Source organism: Actinomycetospora straminea, from assembly GCF_028737255.1.
GTDB classification, from domain to species: domain Bacteria; phylum Actinomycetota; class Actinomycetes; order Mycobacteriales; family Pseudonocardiaceae; genus Actinomycetospora; species Actinomycetospora straminea.
In genome coordinates this window covers 118,174-143,069 of the sequence record NZ_JAQZAN010000016.1, presented here as the reverse complement: position 1 = coordinate 143,069, position 24,896 = coordinate 118,174, and the positions used below count along the sequence as shown (strand labels likewise).

Annotated in this window: 19 protein-coding genes; 15 read left to right on the top strand and 4 right to left on the bottom strand. The window is 74.9% G+C overall.

The genetic code is table 11. The features are described from left to right. Positions 1–94 precede the first annotated feature (94 nt). Positions 95–1,534, bottom strand: coding sequence for a cation:dicarboxylate symporter family transporter (locus tag PH190_RS21120; RefSeq protein WP_274233491.1), 1,440 nt, complete (start codon positions 1,532–1,534; stop codon positions 95–97). Between the two features lie 185 nt (positions 1,535–1,719). Between PH190_RS21120 and PH190_RS21115 the strand changes: the two genes are divergently transcribed. Beyond that, complete coding sequence (locus PH190_RS21115; protein WP_337993836.1) at positions 1,720–2,379, top strand: response regulator transcription factor; 660 nt, start codon at positions 1,720–1,722, stop codon at positions 2,377–2,379. Here PH190_RS21115 and PH190_RS21110 read toward each other — a convergent pair. Next, a complete protein-coding gene (locus PH190_RS21110) occupies positions 2,355–4,034 on the bottom strand; it encodes an ATP-binding protein (RefSeq protein WP_274233490.1) in 1,680 nt (559 codons plus the stop codon). The two genes, PH190_RS21115 and PH190_RS21110, sit on opposite strands and share 25 nt — an antisense overlap. 542 nt (positions 4,035–4,576) lie before the next feature. Between PH190_RS21110 and PH190_RS21105 the strand changes: the two genes are divergently transcribed. The 4 genes from PH190_RS21105 to PH190_RS21090 all read left to right on the top strand — a co-directional run bounded on the left by PH190_RS21105 (position 4,577) and on the right by PH190_RS21090 (position 11,142). After that, positions 4,577–8,509: a glycosyltransferase gene (locus PH190_RS21105; protein WP_274233489.1), complete on the top strand. Its 3,933-nt coding sequence runs from the start codon at positions 4,577–4,579 to the stop codon at positions 8,507–8,509. A 111-nt stretch (positions 8,510–8,620) separates the two neighbouring features. Beyond that, positions 8,621–9,268 carry a GntR family transcriptional regulator gene (locus PH190_RS21100; RefSeq protein ID WP_274233488.1) on the top strand — a complete coding sequence of 216 codons (648 nt, stop codon included), beginning with the start codon at positions 8,621–8,623 and terminating at the stop codon, positions 9,266–9,268. A gap of 48 nt (positions 9,269–9,316) precedes the next feature. After that, positions 9,317–9,628, top strand: coding sequence for a hypothetical protein (locus PH190_RS21095; RefSeq protein ID WP_274233487.1), 312 nt, complete (start codon positions 9,317–9,319; stop codon positions 9,626–9,628). Further along, a complete protein-coding gene (locus PH190_RS21090) occupies positions 9,625–11,142 on the top strand; it encodes a sodium:solute symporter family protein (RefSeq protein ID WP_274233486.1) in 1,518 nt (505 codons plus the stop codon). Before PH190_RS21095 ends, PH190_RS21090 begins: the two co-directional genes overlap by 4 nt. Before the next feature lie 137 nt (positions 11,143–11,279). On the opposite strand, the gene PH190_RS21085 is transcribed toward PH190_RS21090, so the two are convergent. After that, a complete protein-coding gene (locus tag PH190_RS21085) occupies positions 11,280–12,191 on the bottom strand; it encodes a 1,4-dihydroxy-2-naphthoyl-CoA synthase (protein WP_274233485.1) in 912 nt (303 codons plus the stop codon). 104 nt (positions 12,192–12,295) lie between these two features. On the opposite strand from PH190_RS21085, the gene PH190_RS21080 reads away from it, so the two are divergent. From PH190_RS21080 to PH190_RS21055, 6 genes are all read left to right on the top strand, one after another. Further along, complete coding sequence (locus PH190_RS21080) at positions 12,296–13,732, top strand: HNH endonuclease signature motif containing protein (RefSeq protein WP_274233484.1); 1,437 nt, start codon at positions 12,296–12,298, stop codon at positions 13,730–13,732. A gap of 145 nt (positions 13,733–13,877) precedes the next feature. Then, on the top strand, positions 13,878–15,209 hold the full coding sequence (locus tag PH190_RS21075; protein WP_274233483.1) for an MFS transporter: 1,332 nt from the start codon (positions 13,878–13,880) through the stop codon (positions 15,207–15,209). A 31-nt stretch (positions 15,210–15,240) separates the two neighbouring features. Further along, the gene (locus PH190_RS21070) at positions 15,241–16,977 is read left to right on the top strand and encodes a (2,3-dihydroxybenzoyl)adenylate synthase (protein ID WP_274233482.1); all 1,737 of its coding nucleotides are present in this window, start codon (positions 15,241–15,243) and stop codon (positions 16,975–16,977) included. Next, positions 16,974–18,542, top strand: a complete 1,569-nt coding sequence (locus PH190_RS21065) for an FAD-dependent monooxygenase (protein ID WP_274233481.1) — start codon at positions 16,974–16,976, stop codon at positions 18,540–18,542. The genes PH190_RS21070 and PH190_RS21065 overlap by 4 nt, the downstream gene beginning before the upstream one ends. A 55-nt stretch (positions 18,543–18,597) precedes the next feature. Further along, the gene (locus tag PH190_RS21060; protein WP_274233480.1) at positions 18,598–19,311 is read left to right on the top strand and encodes a TetR/AcrR family transcriptional regulator; all 714 of its coding nucleotides are present in this window, start codon (positions 18,598–18,600) and stop codon (positions 19,309–19,311) included. Between the two features lie 44 nt (positions 19,312–19,355). Beyond that, the gene (locus PH190_RS21055) at positions 19,356–19,742 is read left to right on the top strand and encodes a TfoX/Sxy family protein (RefSeq protein WP_274233479.1); all 387 of its coding nucleotides are present in this window, start codon (positions 19,356–19,358) and stop codon (positions 19,740–19,742) included. Here PH190_RS21055 and menE read toward each other — a convergent pair. Next, positions 19,655–20,857: an o-succinylbenzoate--CoA ligase gene (menE, locus tag PH190_RS21050; RefSeq protein WP_274233478.1), complete on the bottom strand. Its 1,203-nt coding sequence runs from the start codon at positions 20,855–20,857 to the stop codon at positions 19,655–19,657. The two genes, PH190_RS21055 and menE, sit on opposite strands and share 88 nt — an antisense overlap. Before the next feature lie 18 nt (positions 20,858–20,875). On the opposite strand from menE, the gene PH190_RS21045 reads away from it, so the two are divergent. From PH190_RS21045 to PH190_RS21030, 4 genes are all read left to right on the top strand, one after another. Beyond that, complete coding sequence (locus PH190_RS21045) at positions 20,876–21,841, top strand: o-succinylbenzoate synthase (protein ID WP_274233477.1); 966 nt, start codon at positions 20,876–20,878, stop codon at positions 21,839–21,841. A 47-nt stretch (positions 21,842–21,888) separates the two neighbouring features. Continuing rightward, complete coding sequence (cynS, locus tag PH190_RS21040) at positions 21,889–22,338, top strand: cyanase (RefSeq protein WP_274233476.1); 450 nt, start codon at positions 21,889–21,891, stop codon at positions 22,336–22,338. A gap of 170 nt (positions 22,339–22,508) precedes the next feature. After that, positions 22,509–23,330 carry a TIGR02569 family protein gene (locus PH190_RS21035; protein WP_420791687.1) on the top strand — a complete coding sequence of 274 codons (822 nt, stop codon included), beginning with the start codon at positions 22,509–22,511 and terminating at the stop codon, positions 23,328–23,330. A gap of 152 nt (positions 23,331–23,482) precedes the next feature. Then, entirely contained in the window at positions 23,483–24,850 is a 1,368-nt protein-coding gene (locus tag PH190_RS21030) for a nitrate/nitrite transporter (protein WP_274233475.1), read from the top strand. Positions 24,851–24,896 lie beyond the last annotated feature (46 nt).

Sequence of the window (24,896 nt, the reverse complement as noted above, 5' to 3'; positions counted from 1 at the left end):
CCCGGTCCCGGTCCCGCTCTCGAGAACGAACGAACGCGCCGTTCGCTGCTTCTACCGCAGCGAACGGCGCGTTCGTGTCCTCCGGGGTGGGTCGCTAGCGCGTGCCGGCGGTGGCCGGGGTGCGGTCGGTCGAGGTGTCGTCCTCGTCGTGGTCGAGGTCGCCGTGGGTCTCCTGCTCGATGGCGTCGCGGACCAGCTCGGGGTCGTCGAGCGCCGCCTTGAAGCGCTCGTCGTCCCGGTCGCCGTTCCAGCCGGAGACGACCATGACCGCGACGGTGTTGCCGATGACGTTGGTCAGCGCCCGCCCCTCGCTCATGATGCGGTCGATGCCGGCGATGATCGCGATGCCGATGGCGATCGACTCGGTCGTGTAGAACTCGCCGCCGAAGGCCTGCAGCGACGCGGCGAGGGTCACCAGGCCCGCCCCGGAGACGCCGGCGGCGCCCTTCGAGGTGAGCAGCATCAGGGCGACGAGCCCGAGCTGCACGCCCCACGGCAGGTCCTGCCCGCCGGCCTGGGCGATGAACAGCGCCGCCATCGTCAGGTAGATGCAGGTGCCGTCGAGGTTGAACGAGTACCCGGTCGGCAGCACCATGCTGACCGTCGACCGCGACGCCCCCGCCGACTCGAGCTTGGCCAAGAGCCGCGGCAGCACCGTCTCCGACGAGGACGTGCCGACGATGATGAGGATCTCGTCCTTGATCATCCGGATCAGCTTGAACACGTTGAACCCGGAGAGCGCGGACACGCCGCCGAGGATGACGACCACGAACAGCGCGCACGTGCCCCAGAACGTCAGCATCAGCGCCAGCAGGTTGCCGAGGCTCTCGCCGCCGAGCGCACCGACGGTGTAGGCGATGCCGCCGAACGCCGCGATCGGCGCCAGGAACATGATCAGGCGGATCATGCCGAAGATGACCTTGGCGAACAGGTCGATCCCGCCGACGACGCGCTTGCGCAGGGGCGGGGCGAGCATCGAGGTCGCGGCGGCGACGAGGATCGCCAGCACGAGCACGCGCAGGATCTCGTTCTCGACGAACGGCCCGACGAAGCTGTCCGGCAGCAGGGTGTTCTCGATGAACTCGATCGCGCCGCCGCCCTCGGAGCCGGTCGCGACGTCGGCCTGCGCCTCGGCGATGGTCGCCGGGTCGGGCGGGATCGGCGGGAAGCCGGCGCCGGGCTGCACGATGTTGACCACGATCAGGCCGAGCCCGAGGGCCAGCAGGGTCATCAGGAGGAAGTACGCCAGCGCCCGCGCCGCGATGCCGCCCGCGGCGGCGAGGCTGCCGATCGAGGCGATCCCGACGATGACCGTGCAGAAGATGACCGGCGCGGTGATCATCTTGATGAGCTGGATGAAGATGTCGGGCAGGAACTTGAGGTCCTCGGCGAAGCCCGGGGCCGCGAGCCCGACCACGATGCCGAGGGTGATGCCGACGACCACCCAGAACCAGAGCTGGGTGTAGACGCGGCTGCGGCGGCGTGTCGTCTGCTCCGGCTCCGGTGGGGGTGCGTCAGCTTCCTGGGTCGACATCGTCGTCTCCTTCCGGCCCGCGGTTCCCCGGTGTGGGGTGGCGTGGGTCTCACCTGAGCGGTGAGGCTAGGGCGGCATCACCCTGCGTGCGACTCCGCGGACGCGGAGTTGGGGATGAGTTGAGGAAAGGCCCGGGGAGGGAGCCGGCGTGAAGGTCGTCCTCGTCGAGGACAGCGAGGCGGTCCGTGACGCGCTGGCGCGCCGCGCTGCGGGCGGCCGGGTACCGCGTCACGCCCGTCGGGACCGGCGCGGCGGCGCTGGACGCCGTCACCGGGCCGGACGCCGCCGCCGACCCGCCCGACATCGTGCTGCTCGACCTCGGCCTGCCCGACCTCGACGGCGTCGAGGTGTGCCGGCGGCTGCGCGCGCGGTCGTCGGTACCGGTCATCGCCGTCACCGCGCGCGGCCACCAGCAGGCGCGTGTCCTGGGCCTGCGCAGCGGCGCGGACGACTACGTCGTCAAGCCCTTCGCGATCGACGAGCTGACCGCGCGGATCGAGGCGGTGCTGCGCCGCAGCGCGGGCCACGTCGTCGCGCCCGTGGTGGAGGCGGGCCCGCTGCGGATCGACCTGTCCCGCCGCGTGGTCGAGGTGGCCGGGCGCGAGGTGGCCCTGCGCCGCAAGGAGTTCGACGTGCTCGCCGCCCTCGCCCGCCGCGACGGCGCCGTGGTGTCGCGCGCGGACCTCCTCGACGACGTGTGGGGCCTCGCGCCCGACGACCCGGGGCTCGAGGCCGGGCTGCACTCGCTCGAGGTGCACGTCGCGGCCCTGCGCAGCAAGCTCGACGCCCCCGGCGCCGTGGTGACCGTGCGGGGCGTCGGCTACCGGCTCGCGACCGGGGACTGAGCCGAGGGACCGGGGACCGAGCCCACCGGCAGCGTCACCGTGAACACGGTCCCGCGGCCGTCGGGACCGGCCGCGACCTCGATGCTCCCGCGGCGCCGGTCGACCACGCGGCGCACGAGCGCGAGCCCGAGACCCCGGCGCCCGGGCGGGCCGTCGCCGTCCTTCGTCGACCAGCCCGGCGTGAACGCGGCGTCGGGGTCGGCGAGGCCCGGGCCGTCGTCGGCCACCCGGATCACCACCGACCCGCCCGCGGCGTGCACGTCGAGCTCCACCACCCCGCCCGCGCCGGCGTGCGCGCTCTGCAGGGCGGCGTCGAGGGCGTTGTCGACGAGGTTGCCGACGACGGTGACGCGGTCGGTGGACGCCTGCTCGTCGCCGGCCTCGGTGTCCGAGAGCGCGGTGTCGTCGCCGACGCGCAGCTCCAGGCCCCGGTCGCGGGCGTCGGCGGCCTTGTCGAGCACGAGGGCGGCGAGCGCGGGGTCGGCGATGCGGTCGCGCAGCTCGCCGTCGGAGCCGGCGAGCAGGTCGCGGGTCCAGCGCTGGGCGAGCTCGCGGGCGTCGTCCTCCGCGCCGAGCTCGATGAGCGTCGACACCGCCTGCAGGTGGTTCGCGTGCTCGTGCGCGGCGAAGCGCAGCGCCCGGGTGACCGAGCGGGCGTCGTCGAGCTCGCGGGTCATGGCCTCGAGCTCGGTGCGGTCCCGCAGGGTCACGACGACGTCGGGGGAGGGGCCGGAGAGCTCGGTCCGGTTGACCAGCAGCAGCCGCTCGCCCACGAGCACCGTCTCGTCGGTGACGGGGGACCGGTCGGCGAGGCGCTCCTGCAGGGCCGGGTCCACGCCCAGCTCCGCGAGCGTCGGCCCGGCGGCGCGGGAGGGCGCGACGGTGGCGGGCAGCCCGAGCAGGCGCGCGGCCTCGGCGTTGAGCACGACCACCCGGCCCGACGCGGCGTCGAGCACCAGCAGGCCCTCGCGCATCGCGGCCATGACGGCCTCGTGGTGGCGGTGCAGCGCGGTGATCTCGCGGGGCTCCAGACCGAGGGTGTCGCGCTTGACCCGGCGCGCCGCGACCACGGCGAGCCCCACCCCGAGCGCGATCGCCACGGCCGCCGCGAGCGCGAGGATCGCGAGCTCCCGGGCGATCCGGTCGGCCACCTGCACCCGCAGCTGCCCGACCGCGACCATCCCGACCACGGCGCCGTCCGCCGCCCGCACCGGGACGATCGCCCGCACCGAGAGCCCCAGCGTCCCCGGGAACGTCTCCACCAGCGTCGCGCCGGCGGCGGCGGGCAGGAAGGTGCCCTGGTAGGTCTCGCCGATCCGCTCGGGGTCGGGGTGGCTCAGGCGCGTGCCGGCCGGGTCCATGACGGTCACGAACGAGACGCCCGTGCCCGTGCGCGTGTCCTCGGCCGCCGCCTGCACGCGGGGGACGTCGCGCGCGCCCACGGCGTCGGCGAGCCCCGGCGACGACGCGAGCGCCACCGCGACCGCGACCATCTTGTCCGCGGCGTTGCGCTCGATCGTCTCGCGCGTGTTCCAGGCGCTGACCCCGCCCGCGATCACCGCGGCGAGCACCACCGTCGCGATCTCCAGCACGAGCAGCCGGCGCACGAGCGACGAGCCCCGGCGGGTGGGGCGCGTCGGCGAGGGGCTGCTCACGACGCCGACCGTCGCGCCTGCACCCCGGGCGCGCAAGGGAGGCCCGGCCGCGCCGGGAGCCCGGTCGCGGAGAGCGACGACGGCCGGGCGTCCGCGACGATCACGCTCCGCCACCGTCGGTCGTGGGCTCCGGGCGCCCCGGGAGGGGTGGTGCGGCCCGCTGCGGGCGCCCGGTCCCGACCGCTCGGGGCGTGTCGCCGCGCCGTCGCCCGGGCGCCCGCGAGGGGCGGCCGGGCTTTCATCGCCGCGCTGGTCGGGGCCGTGTCGGGCCGAGGGGCGCCGCCGCGCGCGGGACGAACCGGACGCCGTGGGACGAGAGGACACGGACCCGGCGCGCCGGTCGCCCGTCCCGTCCTCACGGAGGCCGTGCACGGCACCCACGCCGCGTGACGACACGGAGCCCGCGGATATCGTCTGACACACGGCGAGGTGACGGTCAGGACACGGCCGGCGCCCGTGAGTCGGGGAGGGGGTGACGCTCGGTGACGACAGTGCGCAGCAGGCGGTCCACCCGTCCGCCACGACGCTGGGGCGTCTGGACGATGACGATCGTCCTGACGGTCATGGTGCTCACCGTGCTCACGGTGTCGGGGCTCGTGAACGCGAGCATCGGCAACGACGCCCACGCCCGCGCGCCCGAGGGCCACGACGCCGTGCCCGCGAGCATCGCCAGCGGCGGCCCGATCATCGACGCCCGCGCCGATCCCGTCCGCTCCGCACACCTGCCCGACCGCACCGTCGCGCTGACGTTCGACGACGGCCCCGACCCGACGTGGACCCCGCAGATCCTCGCGGTGCTCGCGCGTCACCGCGTGCCCGGCACCTTCTTCGTCGTCGGCTCGATGGTCGCGCAGCACCCGGACATGGCCCAGCGGATCGTCGCGGCCGGCTCCGAGCTCGGCGTCCACACCTTCACCCACCCCGACCTCGCCGGCGTCACCGAGTGGCGCCGGGACCGCGAGATCGCCGACACCGAGCTGGCGATCGCCGGCGCGACCGGCATCTCGACCCACCTCGTGCGCCCGCCGTTCTCGTCGACCTCCGACGCCCTCGACGACCCGGGCTACGGCACCGTCGTCGCCGCGGGCCGCGCCGGCTACGTCACGGTGCTCACCGACGTCGACGGCGAGGACTGGCAGCGCCCCGGCGTCGACGCGATCGTGCGCAACGCGACCCCGCAGAACGGCGCCGGCGCCACCGTCCTGCTGCACGACGCGGGCGGCGACCGTTCCCAGACCGTCGCCGCGCTGGACAAGCTGATCCCGCAGCTCCAGGCCCAGGGCTACCGCTTCACGACGGTCAGCGACGCCGCCGGCCTCGGCCCGCACGGGCAGCCCGCCCCGTCGCGCGACCGCGTGGTCGGCCAGGCGCTGCTCGCCACGGTCGGTGTCGCCCGCGGCGTCGTGACCCTCATGGAGATCGCGCTCATCGGGGTCGGCGGGCTGGTGATCGCCCGGCTCGTCGTCATGCTCGTCGTGGCCCGGCGGCACGCCCGCCGCCGTCGCGATCCCGCGTTCTCGTGGGGCGCACCGGTGACCGACCCGGTGTCGGTGGTGGTGCCGGCCTACAACGAGGCCGAGAACATCGAGGCGACCGTGCGCTCGATCCTCGCCAATGGCCACCCGCTCGAGGTCGTGGTGGTCGACGACGGCTCGACCGACGGCACCGCGGACCTGCTCGAGGACCTCGCGCTGCCCCGCGTGCGGGTGGTGCGCCAGGCCAACGCCGGCAAGTCGGCGGCGCTCAACCGCGGCGTCGCCGCCGCGCAGCACGACCTCATCGTCATGATCGACGGCGACACGATCTTCCAGCCGGACACGGTCGCGGAGCTCGTCGCGCCGTTCGCCGACCCGGACATCGGCGCCGTCGCCGGCAACGTCAAGATCGCCAACCGCGACCGGCTCGTCCCGCGGATGCAGCACCTCGAGTACGTCGTCGGCTTCAACGTCGACCGCCGCGTGCAGGACTCGTGGGGCTCGATCTCGACGATCCCCGGCGCCGCCGGCGCGTTCCGGCGCGAGGCCGTGCAGGAGGTCGGCGGGCTGTCGTCGGACACGCTCGCCGAGGACACCGACCTCACCATCGCCCTCGGGCGCGCGGGCTGGCGCGTGGTCTACGTCGAGACGGCGCTGGCGTGGACCGAGGCGCCGGTCAGCGCCGGGCAGCTGTGGCGCCAGCGGTTCCGCTGGAGCTACGGCACCATGCAGGCGCTCTGGAAGCACCGCCGCGCCCTGCGCGAGCGCGGCGCCTCCGGGCGCATGGGCCGCCTGGGGCTCGCCCACATCGGGATCTTCCACGTCGCGCTGCCACTGGCCGCGCCCCTGGTCGACCTGCTGTTCGTCTACGGCCTGCTCTTCGGCGACCCCGCGGTGGCGCTGATGCTGTGGGGCTCGATGCTGCTGCTCCAGGTGATCGCCGGGGTGCTGGCGTTCCGGATGGACGGCGAGCCGCTGGGCCCGCTGTGGGCGCTGCCCGTGCAGCAGCTGATGTACCGCCAGCTCATGTACGTGGTGCTGGTGCAGGCCGTGATCAGCGCGGTCACCGGCGCCGGCGTGCGCTGGCAGAAGCTGCAGCGGGTCGGGGCCGTCGCCGAGCACCTCGCGGTACCGACGGGTCAGGACGGCCGCTCGCGCCCGGCCGCCGACCGGCTCCCGGCGCCGCCGGTGACCCGCGGGCCCGCGCCGGACGACGCCCCGTCGTCCGAGGTCCCGGTCGCGAAGCCCGACGCGCCGACTCCCCGGAGCGGCGGCCGCGAGCGCTGGCTCGACCTCCTGCGCGCCATCGCGCTGCTGCGCGTCGTCACCTACCACGCGTTCGGCGGCGGCTGGATGAGCATGGTCTTCCCGTCGATGGGCGTGATGTTCGCGCTCGGCGGGTCGCTCATGGTCCAGTCGTTGCGCCGCGGCGAGGCGCTCGACGTCATCGGGCACCGCCTGCGCCGCCTGCTGCCCCCGCTGTGGTTCTTCGGGCTGCTCGCGGTGCCGGTGATGCTGTGGCACGGGTGGCCCGCGCAGGACGCCGACGGCACGGTGACGTCGCCGCTGGTGTGGTCGGACCTCCTGTACTGGATCTTCCCGCTCGTCGACCCGCCGGGCAGCGACTGGGGCGCCGACGCCGTCATCGGCCTCTGGTACATCCGCGCCTACCTGTGGTTCGTGCTGCTCACGCCGGTGATGCTCTGGGCGTTCCGCCGCCGCCCGCTCGTGGCGCTCGCCGTGCCCCTGGTCGTCGTGGGTCTCGACGCCCTCGCCGGCTCGCCGCTGGGGGACTGGGGTGCGGCCGGCCCGGTGGTCGTCGACGGCGCCACCTTCGCCGCGTGCTGGATGCTCGGCTTCGCCCATCGCGAGGGCATGCTGCGGCGCCTCTCGCCGTGGATCTCCTCGATCGCGGCGGTGGCGCTCGTCGCGGGCGGCCTGTTCTGGGCGTTCACCCACCCCGCGGGCGACGACGGCGTCGACCTCAACGACATCCCGTTCGCCCAGGCGCTCGTGTCGTTCGGCGCGGTGCTGCTCGTGCTGCGGATGAACCTGCAGGTGGCGTGGCTCGAGCGGGTGCCGGTGCTCGGGCGGCTGGTCACCGTGATCAACGCCCGCGCGATCACGATCTACCTCTGGCACAACGTGGCCATCGCCTTCGCCCCGGAGATCGGCGACCTCTTCGGGTGGAACTCCGAGGGCCAGCACTTCGCCGTCGCCGTGTGGCTGATCGTGGTCGCGGTGCTCGCCTTCGGGTGGGTCGAGGACCTGGCCGCGGGGCGCAAGCTCTCGGTCCTGCCCGACGGGCGCGGCAACGCCCGTCCCGCCCGGCGCGCGGTCGTCGGCCCCCGCCCGCCGGTGATCCCCACCGACGTCGAGAGCGGCGAGACCTCCGCGCTCTCCCAGGGCTCGCTGCGGGCGTTCCTCGGCCGCGTCGTGGGCGCCGCGCCTCCGTCGGGGCCGGCCGACCGCGTCGTGGCTCGCCCCGGAGCCCGCCCCGGAGCCCGTCCCGGCCCCCGGCCGGTGCCGACGGCCCGGGGGTCCCTCGCGTCGCCGCCGTCAGGCAACCCGGGCGCCGGGGGAGGGCCGGGCACCGGCCGCTACACGCCGGTCCCGGTCGGGGCCGGTCGGGTCGCGGCCGGTCCGGTCGGCGGTCCCCCGGCGGGCTCCCCGCCGCCGTCGCGGAGCGGGGCCGCACGTCGTCCCGGTCCGGTGCCGGCCGGGTCACCGATCCCGGCACCGCCGCCCCCGCTGCCCTCGCCCACGCCGGGCCGGGCCCCGGCGGGCGGTCCCGCGCCGAGCCGGGCCGCGCCGTCCCCGGGGCGGCCGCCCGGAGGACCGGCCTCGCCCCCGGGCGGGCTGACCGCGCTGGTGCCCTCGGCGGGGAACGAGCAGGTGCTGTCCTTCGCCGAGGCGCCGTCCCGCCCGTCACGCCCGGCGTCCGGCCGGCCCCGCCCGACGGGCCGGCACCACTGGTCGGGCGACGACGAGAGCCGCTGATGACCGGTCCTTGTACACAAGAACCGGTCATCACGGGTGCTTCTTCGACGTCGGGACTTGTCCGTGCGGGATGTCTTCCTTAGCTTGTACACAGAGCAGGGGAGATGATCGGTGTCACAGTCGGCCACCCGCGTGCACGCAGAGCTGCGCGGAGAGATCCTCGGCGGGCGCTGCGCGCCGGGTGCCCGGCTGCGCGAGGAGGAGGTCGCCGAGCGCTTCGGGGTCAGCCGGACGCCGGTGCGCGAGGCGCTGCGCCGGCTCGAGGCCGACGGGCTCGTCGTCGTCACCCCGCGGCGCGGCGCCGAGGTCGTGCGCTGGCGTGACGACGACATCGCCGAGCTCGTGGAGCTGCGGGCCCTCCTCGAGGGGCACGCGGCGCGGCGCGCGGCGATCGGCGGCGACCTCGACCTCGTCGCGCTGGGCGACCTGTGCACGCGCATGGAGGCCCACGCCGCGGACGTCGACGGGCGCGCCGCCGACGAGATCACCCGGCTGAACATGGAGCTGCACCGCGCGGTGCACCGCGCCGCCGGCCGGCTCCTGCCCGACCTGCTCGTCCGCCTCATCGACGTACCGGTGGTGCGCCGGACGTTCCACACCTACACGGAGGCCGAGCTGCGCCGCAGCTTCGGTCAGCACCGCGAGCTCGTCGAGGCCCTCGCCGCCGGCGACGGCGACTGGGCGGCCGCGGTCATGCAGGCCCACATCCGGGCCGCGGGCGCCACCCTGCGCTCGACGCGCGACCCCGGCGGTCGCTGATCCCACCGCGCGTTCCAGCGCGCTACCGCCCACGACGACGGGAGCACCATGGACCGACGACGATCCGACCTGCCCGCCACGCCGCCCGCGGAGGGCCCACCCCTGCGCGAACCCATCCGGATCCCCTGGCTCTGGGTCGCGATGGGCCTCGTCGTCCTCGCGGGCGTGCCCCTCTACCTGGCGCCCGGGGTCATCCGGCCCCTCGTGGGCGGGATCCCGTTCTGGCTGCTCATCAGCATCGCCGCGACCGTCGCCTTCAGCGCGCTGACGTGCTGGGCGTGTCTGCGCGGCTGGAACCTGGCGGAGCCGGCCGAGGAGGCCGCGGCGGCCGCCGAGCGTGACGCGGAGGTGCGCTCGTGAACGGACTGAGCTTCTCCGGCATCAGCGGGGTACTGGTCCTCGGCGCCTACGCCGTGATCATGCTGGCGATCGGGTGGTGGGCCGGACGCGGCACGTCGTCGACGTCCGCCCGCAGCTACTACCTCTCGGGCGGCGGCCTCGGTTTCGTCGCCCTGTTCTTCACGCTGTACGCGACGCAGTACAGCGGCAACTCGATCGTCGGCTACGCCCCCGAGGCGTACCGCTCGGGCTTCAGCTGGTGGCAGTCGGTGCCGTTCATGGTGGCCGTCATCGCCGCCTACCTGCTGTTCGCGCCGCGCCTGTACGTCGTGGCCAAGCGCGAAGGGTTCATCACGCCGACCGACTGGGTCCGGCACCGTTTCGGGTCCGGGAAGCTGACGATCCTCGTCGCCGTCCTCATGCTCTGGGGGCTCGCGAACTACCTGCTCGAGCAGCTCGTGGCCATGGGCCAGGGCATCGCCGGGCTGACCGGGGCGACGATCCCCTACGAGATCGGCGTCATCGCGTTCGTGCTGGTCATGCTCGTCTACTCGTGGTCGGGCGGGATGCGGGCGGTCGCGCTCACCGACGTCATGCAGGGCATCGCGCTGCTCGTCGGCATCGGCGTGCTGCTCTTCGGCGCGCTCTACCTCGTCGGCGGCGACCTCGGCGGCGTCACCACCGCCCTCGCGCAGACCGACCCGGAGAAGGTCGCGGTGCCGGAGACGGCGACGTCGGTGGAGTGGCTGTCGATGATCCTGATGATCGGTCTCGGCGCCGCGGTCTACCCGCACGCCATCCAGCGCATCTACGCCGCCCGCAGCGAGCGCACGCTCAAGCGGTCGCTGGCCGTGATGGCGTGGATGCCGCTGCTGACCACCGCGGTGGTGTTCGTGGTCGGGATCGTCGGGACCCAGCTCTTCCCGGGTCTCTCCGAGGACGACTCCGAGCAGCTGGTCGGCATGATCGCCAACCAGGTCGCCGGCATCAACGTCGTCTTCTACCTGATGATGATCCTGCTCTTCGGCGGCGTCGTCGCGGCGATCGTCTCGACCGCCGACTCGGCGCTGCTGGCGTTCTCGTCGGTCGTCTCCCGCGACATCTACGGACGCCACATCGCACCGAACGCGCCGGAGAAGCGGCAGGTGCTCGTCGGGAAGATCGTCGGCGTGATCGCCGTGGCGATCCTCCTCGTCCTCGCGTGGAACCCGCCCGGCACCCTGTACGAGATCTTCGTGCTGAAGTTCGAGCTCATCGTGCAGCTCGCCCCGGTGTTCATGCTCGGGCTGTACTGGCGGCGCATGGCCGCCGGCCCGGCGTTCTGGGGCATGCTCGCCGGCGCGCTGCTCTCCGGCGGGCTGACCGTCGCCGGTGTCGACGACTTCGGCGGCGTGCCCGGCGGGCTCGTCGGCCTCGCCGTCAACGTCCTGATCTGCGTGGTCGGCTCGATGATGGTGGGACGCCCCGACGACGGCCCCGACGAGGATCCGATGGTGGCGGAGCCGGTGAGGGCGGGCGCTGCCTCGTCGGCCTGACCCCGTACGGCCGGGCGGCGGGCTCGGCGCACCGGGCCCGCCGCGCTCGCCGTCTCCGTGAGCAGGCTGCGCACGAGGTCGTGGTCGATCTGGTCGACCTCCCGGAACGCCAGCTCGATCTCGGCCGTGACGACTGATCAGTAGTACCAGGGGAACGGGCTCCAGTCGGGCGCGCGCTTCTGCAGGAACGCGTCCTTGCCCTCGGTGGCCTCGTCGGTCATGTAGGCGAGGCGGGTCGTCTCGCCGGCGAAGAGCTGCTGGCCGACGAGGCCGTCGTCGGGGAGGTTGAACGCGTACTTGAGCATCCGCTGGGCCTGCGGCGACTTGCCGAGGATCTCCCGCGCCCACTGGATCGCCGTCGTCTCGAGCTCGGCGTGCGGGACGGCCTCGTTCACCGCGCCCATGGCGTGCATCTGCTCGGCGGTGTACGTCCGGCCCAGGAAGAAGATCTCACGGGCGAACTTCTGGCCGACCGCCCGGGCCAGGTACGCCGACCCGAACGCCGCGTCGAAGCTCCCGACGTCGGCGTCGGTCTGCTTGAAGCGGGCGTGCTCCGCGCTCGCGAGCGTCAGGTCGGCCACCGCGTGCAGCGAGTGCCCGCCGCCCGCCGCCCACCCGTTGACGACGGCGATGACGACCTTGGGCATGAACCGGATCAGCCGCTGGCACTCGAGGATGTGCAGCCGCCCGGCACGTCCCTTCTCGTCCGCCGACACCGCGGTCTCGGACTCCGCGTACTGGTAGCCCGTGCGTCCCCGGATGCGCTGGTCGCCGCCGGAGCAGAAGGCGTGCCCGCCGTCCTTCGTCGACGGTCCGTTGCCCGTGAGCAGCACGACGCCGACGTCGGCGCTGGTCCGGGCGTGCTCGAGGGCGGCGGCCAGCTCGTCGACGGTGTGCGGACGGAAGGCGTTGCGGACCTCGGGACGGTCGAACGCGATCCGTACGCAGCCCAGCTCGACGTGGCGGTGGTAGGTGATGTCGGTGAAGTCGTGCCCCGGCACCTCCCGCCACGCGGTCGGGTCGAAGAGCGGGGCGTCGGTGTCGACCATGGGCCGGGAGCCTAGGAGGTGGGCCCGGCGCGGGCCCGGCGGTCGCTGAGACGGTCTCAGCGTTCGGCGCCGGACTGTCGGGGGTGCGGTCTAGGTTCGAACACATGAGCGAAGACGTGGTCGGGCCGGCGGAGCGCGAGGCGCTCGACCGTGCCCGGCGGCGTCTCGTCGCGTCCCGGCGCGAGTACTACCGCCGGCTCGAGGACGTCGCCGAGCTGGACCGGCTCGGCGTCGCTCTGCAGACCGGGGACCGCGTGGTCGACCGGCTGGTGGGCGACCTGGGGCTGGTCGACCGGGCCGAGGCCAAGCGGTGGGTCGACGAGGCGGAGGACCTCGTGCCGCGCCGGTCGCTGCAGGGCGAGCTGCTGCCTCCGCGCTACCCCTGTACGGCGCTCGCGCTGGCCGAGGGCCGGACCGGTCCGGAGCAGGTGGCGGTGATCCGCCGGACGATGGCGCGGCTGGGGCGGCTCGAGGCCATCTCGGCGGCCGATCTCGCCGGCTGCGAGCGCATCCTGGCCGAGGCGGCGACGGGGATGCCGCCGCGCATGCTGCGCAAGGTCGCCGAACGGCTGATCGCCGAGTTCGATCCGGACGGGGTCGCTCCTCCCGACGACGCCGACCGGGACGACGAGCTGCGCCTCGTGCGCCGCCGCGACGGGTCGCTGGCGATCAAGGGCCGCGTCCAGGACCCGCTCGACGCCGAGACGATCGTCGAGGTGTTCGACCTGCTGTCCACCCCGGCCGGCCCCCAGGACGACCGGGACCTGCCGCGACGCCACGCCGACGCCCTCAAGGACCTCGCCCAGCACGCCCTCGGGGCGACCGGAGTGGCCACCGACGCCCGTGGGGAGGGCGCCGCGGACGGCGACGCCGACCCGGGGCGCGGCGCCGACGGGGCCGGCGCCGGCGGGACTGCCGACGGGGCCGACGACGACGGGACTGCCGACGGCGCCGTCGCCGACGGGACTGCCGATGGCGCCGGCGCGCCCGGTCCGGCGCCGTCGTCACCGGCCCCCGCGCCGCCCGGCGGGCGCGCGTCCCGGGAACCGGTCGTCGGGCCCGGCCGGGCGCTCCTGACGATCACCATCGACCACCGCTGGCTCCGCGCGGCGATCGGGCACGGGACGCTGGACTCCGGTGTCGCGGTCGACGTCGACACCGTGCGCCGGTGGGCGTGCGACGCGGGCATCGTCCCCGTGGTCCTCGGCAGCCGCTCCGAACCCCTCGACGTCGGGCGGCTGTCGTACACCGTCCCCGAGGCCATCCGCCGCGCGCTCGTCCTCCGCGACGGCGGCTGCGCGTTCCCCGGCTGCACCCGCCGCCCCTGTCGCTGCCACGCCCACCACGTCGAGCACTGGCAGGACGGCGGCCCGACGGCGCTGGAGAACCTCACCCTGCTCTGCCGGTTCCACCACCAGCTCGTCCACCACGGGCACTGGACCGTCGCGATCGTCGACGGCCTGCCGTGGTTCACACCCCCGAGCTGGATCGACCCGGACCGACAACCCCGGCTCGGAGGACGAGCACGCGTCGCCGCCTGACCCACGGCCCCCTCCGGGGCACGCGGGCAGCGGCGCACGCACCTCGCGCTTCACAAGTGTCGAAACATTGACACTGGTGTCGAGATGGTCCTACCGTCGTGGTGCCCGCCACGGTCCGCGGGCGTCACCACGAAGGGAGACGACGGTGTCGTCCTCGGAATCCCCCGCCCCGGCATCGACAGCCCCGGACGCACCCCCGGCCGCGGGCTCGGCCGCCCGCCTCTCGCCGCGCAGCGCGGCGGCCGCGGTCGCGATCTGTTTCGGCGCGATCGTGTTCGACGGCTACGACCTGATCGTCTACGGCTCGGCGGTGCCGGCGCTGCTCGCGCACCCCGAGTGGGACATGACCCCGGCGCAGGTCGGCGCCATCGGGAGCTACGCGCTGCTCGGCATGTTCCTGGGCGCGATCACCGCCGGCACGCTCACCGACCGGTTCGGCCGCCGCCGGCTCTTCATCCTCGCCCTGACGTGGTTCTCGCTGATGATGCTGCTCGCCGCGCTCGCCCCGACGCCGTTCGCGCTGGGCGTCTTCCGCTTCCTCGGCGGCCTCGGCTTCGGCGGCATCCCGCCGACGGCGATCGCCCTGGTCATGGAGGTCGCCCCGGCCGCCCGCCGACACATGATCAACGGGCTGATGCTCTGCGGCTTCCCGCTGGGCGGCGTGCTCGCGGCGCTGCTCGCCCTGTTCCTGCTCGAGCCGGCCGGGTTCCGGGTGCTCTTCGCGGTGGGTGCGCTGCCGCTCGTCACGCTCGTCCCGCTGGCCCTGTGGTTGCTGCCGGAGTCGCCCGGGTTCGTCGCCGGCGCGCGACGGGCCGCCCGCGGACAGACCCGCACCCTCTTCCGCGGACGCGCCGCCGTCGCGACGCTGCTGTTCGTGGTCGCCAACTTCTGCGGCTTCCTGCTGGTCTTCGGCCTCAACACCTGGCTCCCGCAGCTGATGCGCGGCGCCGGCTACGCGCTGGGCTCGGCGCTGGCGTTCCTGCTGGTCCTCAACCTCGGCGCGATCGTCGGCGGGCTCGTCGGCTCGTCGCTCGCCGACCGGTTCGGCAGCCGCTGGATCGCGACGACGCTGTTCGTGCTCGCGACGGCGTCGCTGCTGCTCATCGCCGTGCCGCTGCCGACGGTGGTGCTCTACGCGCTGGTCTTCGTCGCTGGCGCCGCGACCACGGGCAACCAGATCGTCGTCTACGGCTACGTCGCCGCCCACCACGCGCTCTCCCACCGCGCCACCGCGCTCGGGGTGAGCAGCGGGGTCGGTCGCCTCGGCGCCGTGACCGGGCCGGTCCTCGGCGGGGCGCTGCTCTCGGCCGGCGTCGGGCTCGGCGGCAACGTCGCGATCTTCGCGGCGGTGGCGGTCCTCGGCGCCCTCGCCTGCGCCCTCGTGCCCCGCGCCACGCGCACCGACGACACCGCCGACGGCACCGCCGGGGGCACGCCAGCGGCCCCGGACGCCGCCCCCACCCGGGTCCAGGCCTGACACGCGCGTCGACGCGAGAGGAGGAGCCACCATGACGGTCGAGACCGCCCCGACGGCACCGCAAGCCCCGTCAGCGCCACCGCCAGCAGCAGCGTCAGCAGCAGCGTCAGCACCGAGGACGGCCCCGCTGTCCCCGGCCTTCCGCCCCGAGCTCGCGGACCGCTACCGCCGCGAGGGCCACTGGGGCACGAAGCCCCTCGGTGAGGTCCTGCGCGCCGTCGCGCGCCGCCGGCCCGAGCCCCCCGCGCTCGTCACCCCGGAGTCCCGCTGGACCTACCGCGACCTCGACGCCGCGAGCGACGCCGTCGCGGCGGGGCTGCTGACGCGCACCACCCTGCGCCCGGGCGACCGGGTGATGGTGCAGCTCGGCAACGTCGCCGAGACCGTCGTCGCCTACTACGGCGCGGTCAAGGCGGGCATCGTGCCGGTCTGCACGCTGCCCCAGCACGGCGTGCGCGAGATCGGCCTGCTCGTCGAGCACACCGGCGCGCGGGGCCACCTCGTGCAGGCCGACGTCCCACGCCGTGACCTGGTCGCCGAGGGGCAGCGCCTGCAGGAGACCGTCGACGGGCTGGACACGCTGATCGTCGTCCGCGGACCGGCGCCGGCGGGGGCGGTCGCGTTCGACGACCTCCTGGCGGCGGAGGCCGCGGCGCTCCCGGACCTCGACCCCGACGACGTCGTCGCCTTCCAGCTCTCCGGGGGGACGACGGGCCTGCCGAAGGTCGCCCCGCGGCGCCACCACGAGTACGCCTACAACTCCCTGGCCTGGGCACACGCGCTCGAGCTCGACGAGGACTCGGTGGTGATGCACCCGCTGCCGATCATGCACAACGCCGGGATCGCCGCGGCCCTGCAGCCGGCGCACCTCACGGGCGGCACCTTCGTGCTCGCACCCGGCGCGGACGCCGAGACGGTGCTGGCGCTGGTCGAGCGCGAGCGCGTCACCGTCGTGCCCGTCGTGCCGCCCGCCGTCGCGATCCGCCTGCTCGACCACCCGCGCGCCCGCGACACCGACCTCGGCAGCCTCCGGCGGTTCGCCCTCGGCGGGCAGCGCCCGTCGGTGGAGCTGCTCGACCGCCTCGAGGCCGAGCTGGGCATCCCGACCCAGCAGATGTTCGGCATGGCCGAGGGGATGTTCCTGTACACGCCGCCGGAGAGCCCGCTCTGGGTCCGCCGGCACACCGTCGGCACGCCGATCTCGCCCGCCGACGAGGTGCGCGTGCTCGACGTCGGCACCGACGACGAGGTGGCCGACGGCGAGCTGGGCGAGATGGCCTGCCGCGGCCCGTACACGATCCCGGGCTACCACCGGGCCGAAGCGCACAACAGGAACGCCTTCACCGCCGACGGCTTCTACCGCACCGGCGACCTGGTCACGCGCCACGTCGTCGACGGCGTCCCGTACTACGCGATCGACGGGCGCATCAAGGACGTCATCAACCGCGGGGCCGAGAAGATCCACGCGGAGGAGGTCGAGGAGCTGCTCGTGCGCCACCCGGCCGTCCACGGCGCCGCGCTCGTCGCCATGCCCGACGCCGTGCTCGGCGAGCGCCTCTGCGCCTACGTGGTGCCGGCGGGCACGGCGGCGCCGACGCTCGACGAGCTCACCGCCTTCCTGCTGGACCAGGGCCTCGCCCGGTTCAAGCTGCCGGAGCGGGTCGAGGCCGTCGCGGCGTTCCCGCTGACCTCGGTCGGCAAGGTCTCGAAGAAGGACCTGCGCGCCGACATCGCCGCCAAGCTCGAGCACGAGGGGAGCCCGTCGTGAACGTGGACAGCGTCGCGGTGCTCGGCGGCGGTCCCGCCGGCCTGTACGCCGCGCGCCTGCTCAAGCTCGCCCACCCCGCGGCACGGGTCGTCGTGCACGAGCAGTCGACGCCGGCGACGACCTTCGGGTTCGGTGTCGCGATCGCCGCGCGGACCCAGCGCAACCTCGAGGCCGCCGACCCGGCGACGCTCGCGGACGTGCTGGCCTCCGGGCGCCCGCACGACATGCGGATGCTCGTCGGCGACCGGGAGGCGCGCGTCCACAACGGCGCGCTCATCGGCATCGCGCGCCCGGAGCTTCTGGCGATCCTCACCCGCCACGCGCGGGCCGCGGGCGTCGAGATCGAGCACGGGAGCCGGGTCGGGGTCGAGGATCAGGACGCCGACCTGGTGATCGCGGCCGACGGCGTCAACAGCCGCACCCGCACCACGCTGGCCGACGAGCTCGGCGCGCACGTGGACGTCGCCGGCGGGCTGTACCTCTGGGCCGGCGTCGACGTCGCCCTCGACACGGCGATCTTCGCGCCCGCCACCACCGCGCACGGCACGTTCGTCACGCACGCGTACCCGTACGCCGAGGGGCGCAGCACCTTCCTCGTCGAGACCGACGAGGCGACCTGGCGGGCCGCCGGGTTCGACGCGTCGACCGACGAGACGCCGCTCGACGCGTCGGACACCGCGTCGCTGGACTACCTGTCGGACGCGTTCGCCGACCGGCTCGGTGGGCACCGCCTCATCGGCAACCGCACCCGCTGGCTGCGCTTCCGCACCGTGCACTGCGAGCGGTGGACCCACGGCAACGTCGTGCTGCTCGGCGACGCCGCGCACACCGCGCACTACTCGGTCGGATCGGGCACCAAGCTGGCGATGGAGGACGCGATCGCGCTGGTCCGCGCGGTCGACGCCGCCGACGACCTGCCGTCCGCGCTGCGGAGCTACGAGGCGGAGCGCCGGCCCCAGGTGGCACGCCTCCAGGAGCTCTCGCGCCGCAGCCGGCTGTGGTGGGACTCGTTCCCGCAGCGCACGCACCTGCCCGTCGACCAGCTGATGGTCGCCTACATGACCCGCACCGGGAACGTCGACCTCACGCGCTTCGCGGGCACCAGCCCGGACGTCGTGCGCCGGGGGCTGGCGGCCTACGCCGGGACCGCCGTCGAGACCCTGCCCGACGACCTCCCCGCCTGGGTGCTCGACCGGCCGCTCGACCACGGTGGTCGGCGGTGGCCCGGCCGCCTGCTCGACCCCGCCGAGCGGGAGCGGCTGTCCACGCCGCCGGGGGACACCGTCGGCGACCTGGCCCGCGTGGCGGTCGAGCTCGACGACCCGTGGAGCGCCGACGGCGACGCCCTGGTCAAGCGGCTGCACGACCTCGCCCAGCGCGGGTGGCGCGGGTTCTGGCTGACCGGCCCCGCGGCGCGCGGCGCCGTCCTCACCCGCCTCGACGTCGGCGAGCGGCTCCGCGAGGAGACCGGCGCGCTGGTCGTCGTCGAGGGGCCGCCGGACACGCTCGGCGACCTCGCCGCCGGCCTCGTGGCCGGGCGCACCGACCTCGTCTGCGCGGGGTAGGGCGCCGACGGGCACGATGGGGCGGGACCAGGGTCGAGCGGCGCCGGGGGTGGGGATGGCACGGCAACAGAGCCGCCGACGGCTGGTGGCCGACGAGCTGCTGGAGCACGCGGGCCGGCTGTTCGCGACGAAGGGCTACGCGAACACGTCGTTCCAGGACATCGCCGACGCCATGGGCGTCAGCCGGCCCGCGCTGTACCACTACGTCAGCAACAAGGAGGAGATCCTCGCCGCGCTGGTCCGCGACGTGCTCGAGCGCGTGGTGGAGATCCTCGAGGAGTCCGCGGCGCGGGAGGACCACGACGCCGGCGAGCGCGTCGAGCTCGCGCTGCGGCGCATCATCGTCAACAACGCCCACCACACGTCGCGCTTCCGGCTGCTCGACCGCAGCGAGCCCGACCTGCCCGAGGAGATCGCCGAGGTGCACCGCGCGGCCCGGCGCCGCGTGCTGCAGCTGCTCACGGGCATGATCGAGGCGGCCGTGGCGGCGGGGCACTTCCGGCCCCTGCCGGCGCGGACGGTCGCCCTCGCGATGCTCGGCACCGCGAACTGGGTGGCCTGGTGGTACCGCCCGGACCACGACGGCGACGCCGAGGCGGTGGCCGACGTGCTGGTGGACGTCGCGCTCTCCGGTGTCCGCCGGCACGAGGGCCGACAGGTCGAGGCCGGCCCGTGGGCGGCGCTGGCGCTGCTGCGCGAGGACATCAGCCACCTCGAGTCGGCCATGACGAGCGCGCTGCGCGGCCCGAACGGTGACGTCGAGCGCTGACGTCGAGCGGTGACGTCGGGCACGAAGCTCGCCATACTCCGCCCGTGGCCCACGACACCGAGCTCGCCGAGCGGCTGCGCGCCCTGCTCGCCGCGCACGACGATCTCACCGAGAAGCGGATGTTCGGCGGCCAGGCGTTCCTGCTCGGCGGGCACATGGCCGTGTGCGCGAGCAGCCGGGGCGTGCTCATGGTCCGCATCGACCCGGCGCGCGCCGCGGCGCTGCTCGAGCGTCCCGGCGCCAGCCCCATGGAGATGAACGGGCGCCGGTTGACGGGCTGGCTCGACGTCGAGGGCGAGCTCGACGACGCCGCGCTGCGGGGCTGGGTCGACGAGGGCGTCGCCTACGTGCGGTCCTTGCCGCCGAAGGGGCCGCCGAAGGAGCCGCCGAAGGAGCCGCCGAAGGGGCCGCCGAAGGCGCGGGCCAGGTAGGCCCGCAGCGCCGCGCGGTCGGGCTTGCCGATCCCGCGCAGCGGCAGGGCGTCGAGCACCGCCACCGCCCGCGGCGCCGCCCGCCCGAGACCCGGGGCGACCGCCGCGCGCAGCGCCTCGCCGTCGAGCCCGTCCCCGACGACGGCCGCGACGACGCGCGCGCCCCACTCCGGGTCGGGCACCCCGACGACGCACGCCTCGCGCACCCCGGCCTGGGCGAGCAGGGCGCGCTCGACGGACGCGGGGGCGACGTTCTCGCCGCCGGTGACGATGACGTCGTCGGCGCGCCCCAGGACCGCGAGGCGCCCGTCGGGGGACCAGGCCCCGAGTTCGTTGGTGCGGAAGCGGCGGTCACCGGTGAACGCCGCCCGGTCGACGTCGGACACCGCGCCCCGGTAGCCCGCCGCGACCGTCGCCCCGCCGAGCACGATGCGCCCGTCGGGCTCCAGGTCGACGGTGACGCCGTCGAGCGGGCGGCCGTCGTAGACGCAGCCGCCGCAGGTCTCGCTCATGCCGTACGTGGTGACGACCGGGACCCCCGCCGCCCGGGCCCGCTCCAGCAGCGCGGTGTCGGCGGCGGCCCCGCCGAGCAGCACCGCGGTGAACGACCGCAGCGCGGCGAGCGCGGCGCCGCCCGCGTCGAGCAGGCGCCCGAGCTGGGTGGGGACGAGCGAGGTGTAGGCGGCGCCGGCCCCACCCGCGAGCGCCACGAAGGCGTCGGGGCGGAACCCGTCCCGCAGGTCCATGGCCGCCGCGGGCTGCCCGGCGTGCGCCGAGCGCAGCAGCACCTGCAGGCCCGCGACGTGGTGGGCGGGGAGAGCGAGCAGCCAGCGTCCGGGCGGGCCGATCCGCCGGTGGGTCGCGTCCGCCGAGGCACGCAGCGCGGTGGCCGGGAGCAGCACGGCCTTGGCGTCGCCGGTGGAGCCCGTGGTCGTGACGATGGCCGCCACGTCGTCGTCGACGGGGGCGGTCAGCGCCGCGGCCGGGGCGGGCTCGCCCGGACCGGTCGGCAGCACCGCGGGACCCTCGCCGTCGAGCGCGGCGGCCGCGAGCTCGCCGAGGCGGGTGGCGGCCCGCGGGCTCCCGTCGGTCGGGACCGGCTCCACGGCGCGCACCGATCTAGGGTAGGTGCGGTGAGCGGCGTCTCCGTGGTCGCGCTGCCGATGCGCACCCGGTTCCGGGGGATCACGACGCGCGAGACCGCACTGGTCGAGGGCCCGGCAGGCTGGGGCGAGTTCTGCCCGTTCGTCGAGTACGACGACGCGGAGGCGCTCGCGTGGTGGCGCTGCGCGCGCGAGGCCGCGCACGAGGGCTGGCCGGCGCCGGTGCGCGAGCGGGTCGAGGTCAACACCACCGTGCCGGCCGTCGGGCCCGAGCAGGCGCACCGGATCGTGCGCGAGTCCGGCGCGCGGACGGCCAAGGTCAAGGTGGCCGAGAAGGGGCAGGACCCTGCTCGGACCTCGGCCGAGGACCTCGCCCGCGTCGAGGCCGTCCGCGACGCGCTGGGCCCGGACGGCCGGGTGCGGGTGGACGCGAACGGCGGGTGGGACGTCGACGGCGCCGTCGCGGCGATCACGGCGCTGGCGCGGGCCGCGGGCGGGCTGGAGTACGTCGAGCAGCCGTGCGCGTCGGTCGACGAGCTGGCCGCGGTGCGGCGCCGCGTCGACGTGCCGGTGGCCGCCGACGAGTCGATCCGCCGCGCGGAGGACCCGCTGCGCGTCGCGCGCGCCGGGGCGGCCGACGTCGCGGTGCTCAAGGTCGCGCCGCTCGGCGGGGTGCGCGCGGCGCTGCGGGTGGCCGAGGAGATCGGGCTGCCGTGCGTCGTGTCCTCGGCGGTGGAGAGCTCGGTGGGCCTGGCGGCGGGTCTCGCGCTCGCCGGGGCGCTGCCGGAGCTGCCGTACGCCTGCGGGCTGGGCACCGCGGACCTGCTCGCCGGCGACGTCGTCGCCACCCCGCTGCACCCCGTCGCCGGGGTCCTCGACGTCCCGCGACGCCCGCCACGGCCCGACCCCGGCCTGCTCGCCCGGTACGCCGCGGAACCCGCGACCCGCGACTGGTGGACCGCGCGGCTGGCCCGGGTACAGGCACACGAGAGCTGAGGACAGCGTCGTCCGGCGACCACCGCAGGAGTGAGGAGCACGCGGAGATGACGGACACGACCCGACTCGAGGCCGGCCGCGACATCGTGCGCGCGAAGGAGGCCCGCGGCGTCAGCTGGGCCGACCTCGCGAAGGCGCTGGACCGGTCGCTGGTGTGGACGACGTCGGCGCTGCTCGGGCAGCAGCCGCTCGACGCCGGACAGGCCAGGACGATCGGCGACCTGCTCGACCTCGACGAGGACACCGTCGACGCCCTGACCCTGCCGCCGGTGCGTGGCGACGTCGCCCTCGACCCGACCGAGCCGGTGACCTACCGGCTCCAGGAGGCCCTGCAGGTCTACGGGACGAGCATCCACGAGCTCATCCGCGAGGAGTTCGGCGACGGCATCATGAGCGCCATCGACTTCACCCTCGACTTCGAACGCGTCGAGGATCCCCAGGGCGACCGGGTGAAGCTGACGTTCAACGGCAAGTTCCTGCCGTACAAGGTCTGGTAGAAGCACCGAGACACGCCGTGTCGGGCTGAGGGGGTCGCTCCCCGCGCGCGAGTAGCGTGCGCAGCGTGACCGCCGCGCCCACGCACAAGACGGCGCCCTCGCCCGAGGCCCTTTCGCCCGAGGCCGAGGACGCCGACGTGGGCGCGGGCACCTCCGGTTCGGACCCGCGCCTGGAGCACGGCCCGCCCGAGCACGTCCGCACCGCCTTCGGCGTGCGCGAGGCGGTGCCGCGGCCGCGCCCGGACCTCCCGGGTCCCGCTTGGCGCTGCGACTCGCTGGTGCTGCGCCCGGTCGCGGACACCGTGCTCGCGGCGTGGTCGGCGGGTGCGATCGAGGAGCTCGCCGCCGTCGGCGTCGACGGGCTGCGCCTCGCGCGGCCGGTGCGCGCCAGCGACGGCCGCCGCGTCGTGGCCGGGTGGGCCGCCAGCCACGACGTCGCGGGCCGCGTCGAGCCGCGCCACGACGACGTCGTCGCCGCCTCCCTGCGCCTGCACCGGGCGACGGCGCGCCTGGAGCGCCCGCGCCTGGTCGACGACCGCGACGACCTGCTCGCCCGCGCCGACCGGGCAGCGTTCGGCGAGCGGACGGTCCCGCTCGACCCCGAGACGGGCGGGACGCTGTTCGGCGAGCTCGCGCGTCGCCGGCGCGCGCTCGAGCGCCCGTCACAGCTCGTGCACGGCGACCTGTTCGGCACCGTGCTCTTCGACCCGTCCGACCCCGGTGCGCCCCCTGCCGTGCTCGACCTCGTGCCGTTCTGGCGCCCGGTGGAGTGGGCGGCGGCGGTCGTCGTCATCGACGCGCTGGCCTGGGGCGGTGCCGACCCCGGCATCCTCACGCGCTGGGCCCACCTCGTGCAGTGGCCGCAGATGCTGCTGCACGCGCTGCTGTTCCGCCTCGCGGTGCACGCGCAGCACCCGTCGTGCACCCGCGAGTCGCTGCAGGGCCTCGAGCACGCCGCGCGCCTTGTCGGCAGCCTGCTGCCGCCGTCCTGAACCCGCCGTCCCGGACCTGCGGGCGTGACGCGTCCCGCACAGCGCGTTCCCGCCACGGCAACCCCCCGTCACGCCTTCGTAACACCGGCTTCCTAACGTCCGCCTCTCCACCACCGACCGGCCGCCCCGCGGCCGGGTGAGGAGGCGAGACGATGGCCGCAGGCCTGGTGCGCGGACGCTGGATCGACGACTGGCGTCCCGAGGACGAGACGTTCTGGCAGCGCACGGGCAAGCGGATCGCGAACCGCAACCTGTGGTTCTCGGTCTTCTCCGAGCACATCGGGTTCTCGATCTGGACCCTGTTCTCCGTCCTCGTGCTCTTCATGGGGCCCGACTACGGCATCGACGCGGCCGGCAAGTTCCTGCTGGTCTCGGTGGCGACGTTCGTGGGGGCGGCGCTGCGCCTGCCCTACAGCCTCGCCGTCGCGGTGGTCGGCGGGCGGAACTGGACGGTGATCAGCGCCGCGCTCCTGCTCGTGCCGACCGTCCTGCTCGCCGTGTTCATGGAGCCCGGCACCTCGTACACCACGTTCGTCGTGATCTCGGCGCTCGTCGGTCTCGGCGGCGGCAATTTCGCGTCGTCGATGACCAACATCAACGCGTTCTTCCCGGACCGGGCCAAGGGCGCGGCGCTCGGCATCAACGCCGGCGGCGGGAACCTGGGCGTGGCGGTCATCCAGCTCGTCGGCCTGCTGATCATCGCGACCGCGGGCCCCGACGCGCCGCGCCTCCTGCTCGCGGTCTACATCCCGCTGATCGTGCTGTCGCTGGTGGGCGCCGCGCTGTTCATGGACAACATCTCGTCGGTGCGCAACGACGCCGGTGCCCTCAAGGAGGCCGCCCGCGACGCCCAGACGTGGGTGATGGCGTTCCTCTACATCGGGACCTTCGGGTCCTTCATCGGCTACAGCTTCGCCTTCGGCCTGGTCCTGCAGAACCAGTTCGGCCGCACCCCGCTGCAGGCCGCCGCGGTGACGTTCATCGGCCCGCTGCTCGGGTCGCTGATCCGCCCTGTCGGCGGCTGGCTCTCCGACCGGGTCGGCGGCGTGAAGGTCACCTTCTGGAACTTCGCGGCGATGGCGGTGTCCACCGTGATCTGCATCGCCGCGTCGGCCGTCGACTCGCTGGCCCTGTTCACCGTCGGGTTCGTGCTGCTGTTCATCACGTCGGGCATCGGCAACGGCTCGACGTACAAGATGATCCCGTCGATCTTCCGCACCAAGGCGCTCGCCGCCACCGAGGAGCGCGGGTGGGACCAGGAGACCGCGCTGCTGTGGGCGCGGCGCATCTCCGGGGCCGCGATCGGCATCACCGCCGCCGTCGGCGCGTTCGGCGGTCTGCTCATCAACCTGGCCTTCCGGTCGTCGTTCCGGGCCACGCAGTCGGGCGCGCCGGCGTTCTGGGCGTTCCTGGTCTTCTACGCGGCCTGCATGGCGGTGACGTTCGTCGTCTACATGCGCAGCGCGACGTCCGCCACCGACCCGAAGACGGGCACGCGGGTCTCGTACGCGGAGGTCTGAGCCCTGTCCGTGTGCTCGTCCGCCGTCGTCCCGTGGCGCGGCGACC

Excerpts from the sequence above, each read along its gene's own strand:
- PH190_RS21095 (WP_274233487.1), top strand. The coding sequence starts at position 9,317 with ATGGACCGACGACGATCCGACCTGCCCGCCACGCCGCCCGCGGAGGGC.
- PH190_RS21030 (WP_274233475.1), top strand. The coding sequence starts at position 23,483 with ATGGCCGCAGGCCTGGTGCGCGGACGCTGGATCGACGACTGGCGTCCC.
- PH190_RS21105 (WP_274233489.1), top strand. The coding sequence starts at position 4,577 with ATGACGATCGTCCTGACGGTCATGGTGCTCACCGTGCTCACGGTGTCG.
- PH190_RS21085 (WP_274233485.1), bottom strand. The coding sequence starts at position 12,191 with ATGGTCGACACCGACGCCCCGCTCTTCGACCCGACCGCGTGGCGGGAG.
- PH190_RS21080 (WP_274233484.1), top strand. The coding sequence starts at position 12,296 with ATGAGCGAAGACGTGGTCGGGCCGGCGGAGCGCGAGGCGCTCGACCGT.
- PH190_RS21120 (WP_274233491.1), bottom strand. The coding sequence starts at position 1,534 with ATGTCGACCCAGGAAGCTGACGCACCCCCACCGGAGCCGGAGCAGACG.
- cynS (WP_274233476.1), top strand. The coding sequence starts at position 21,889 with ATGACGGACACGACCCGACTCGAGGCCGGCCGCGACATCGTGCGCGCG.
- PH190_RS21070 (WP_274233482.1), top strand. The coding sequence starts at position 15,241 with ATGACGGTCGAGACCGCCCCGACGGCACCGCAAGCCCCGTCAGCGCCA.
- PH190_RS21060 (WP_274233480.1), top strand. The coding sequence starts at position 18,598 with ATGGCACGGCAACAGAGCCGCCGACGGCTGGTGGCCGACGAGCTGCTG.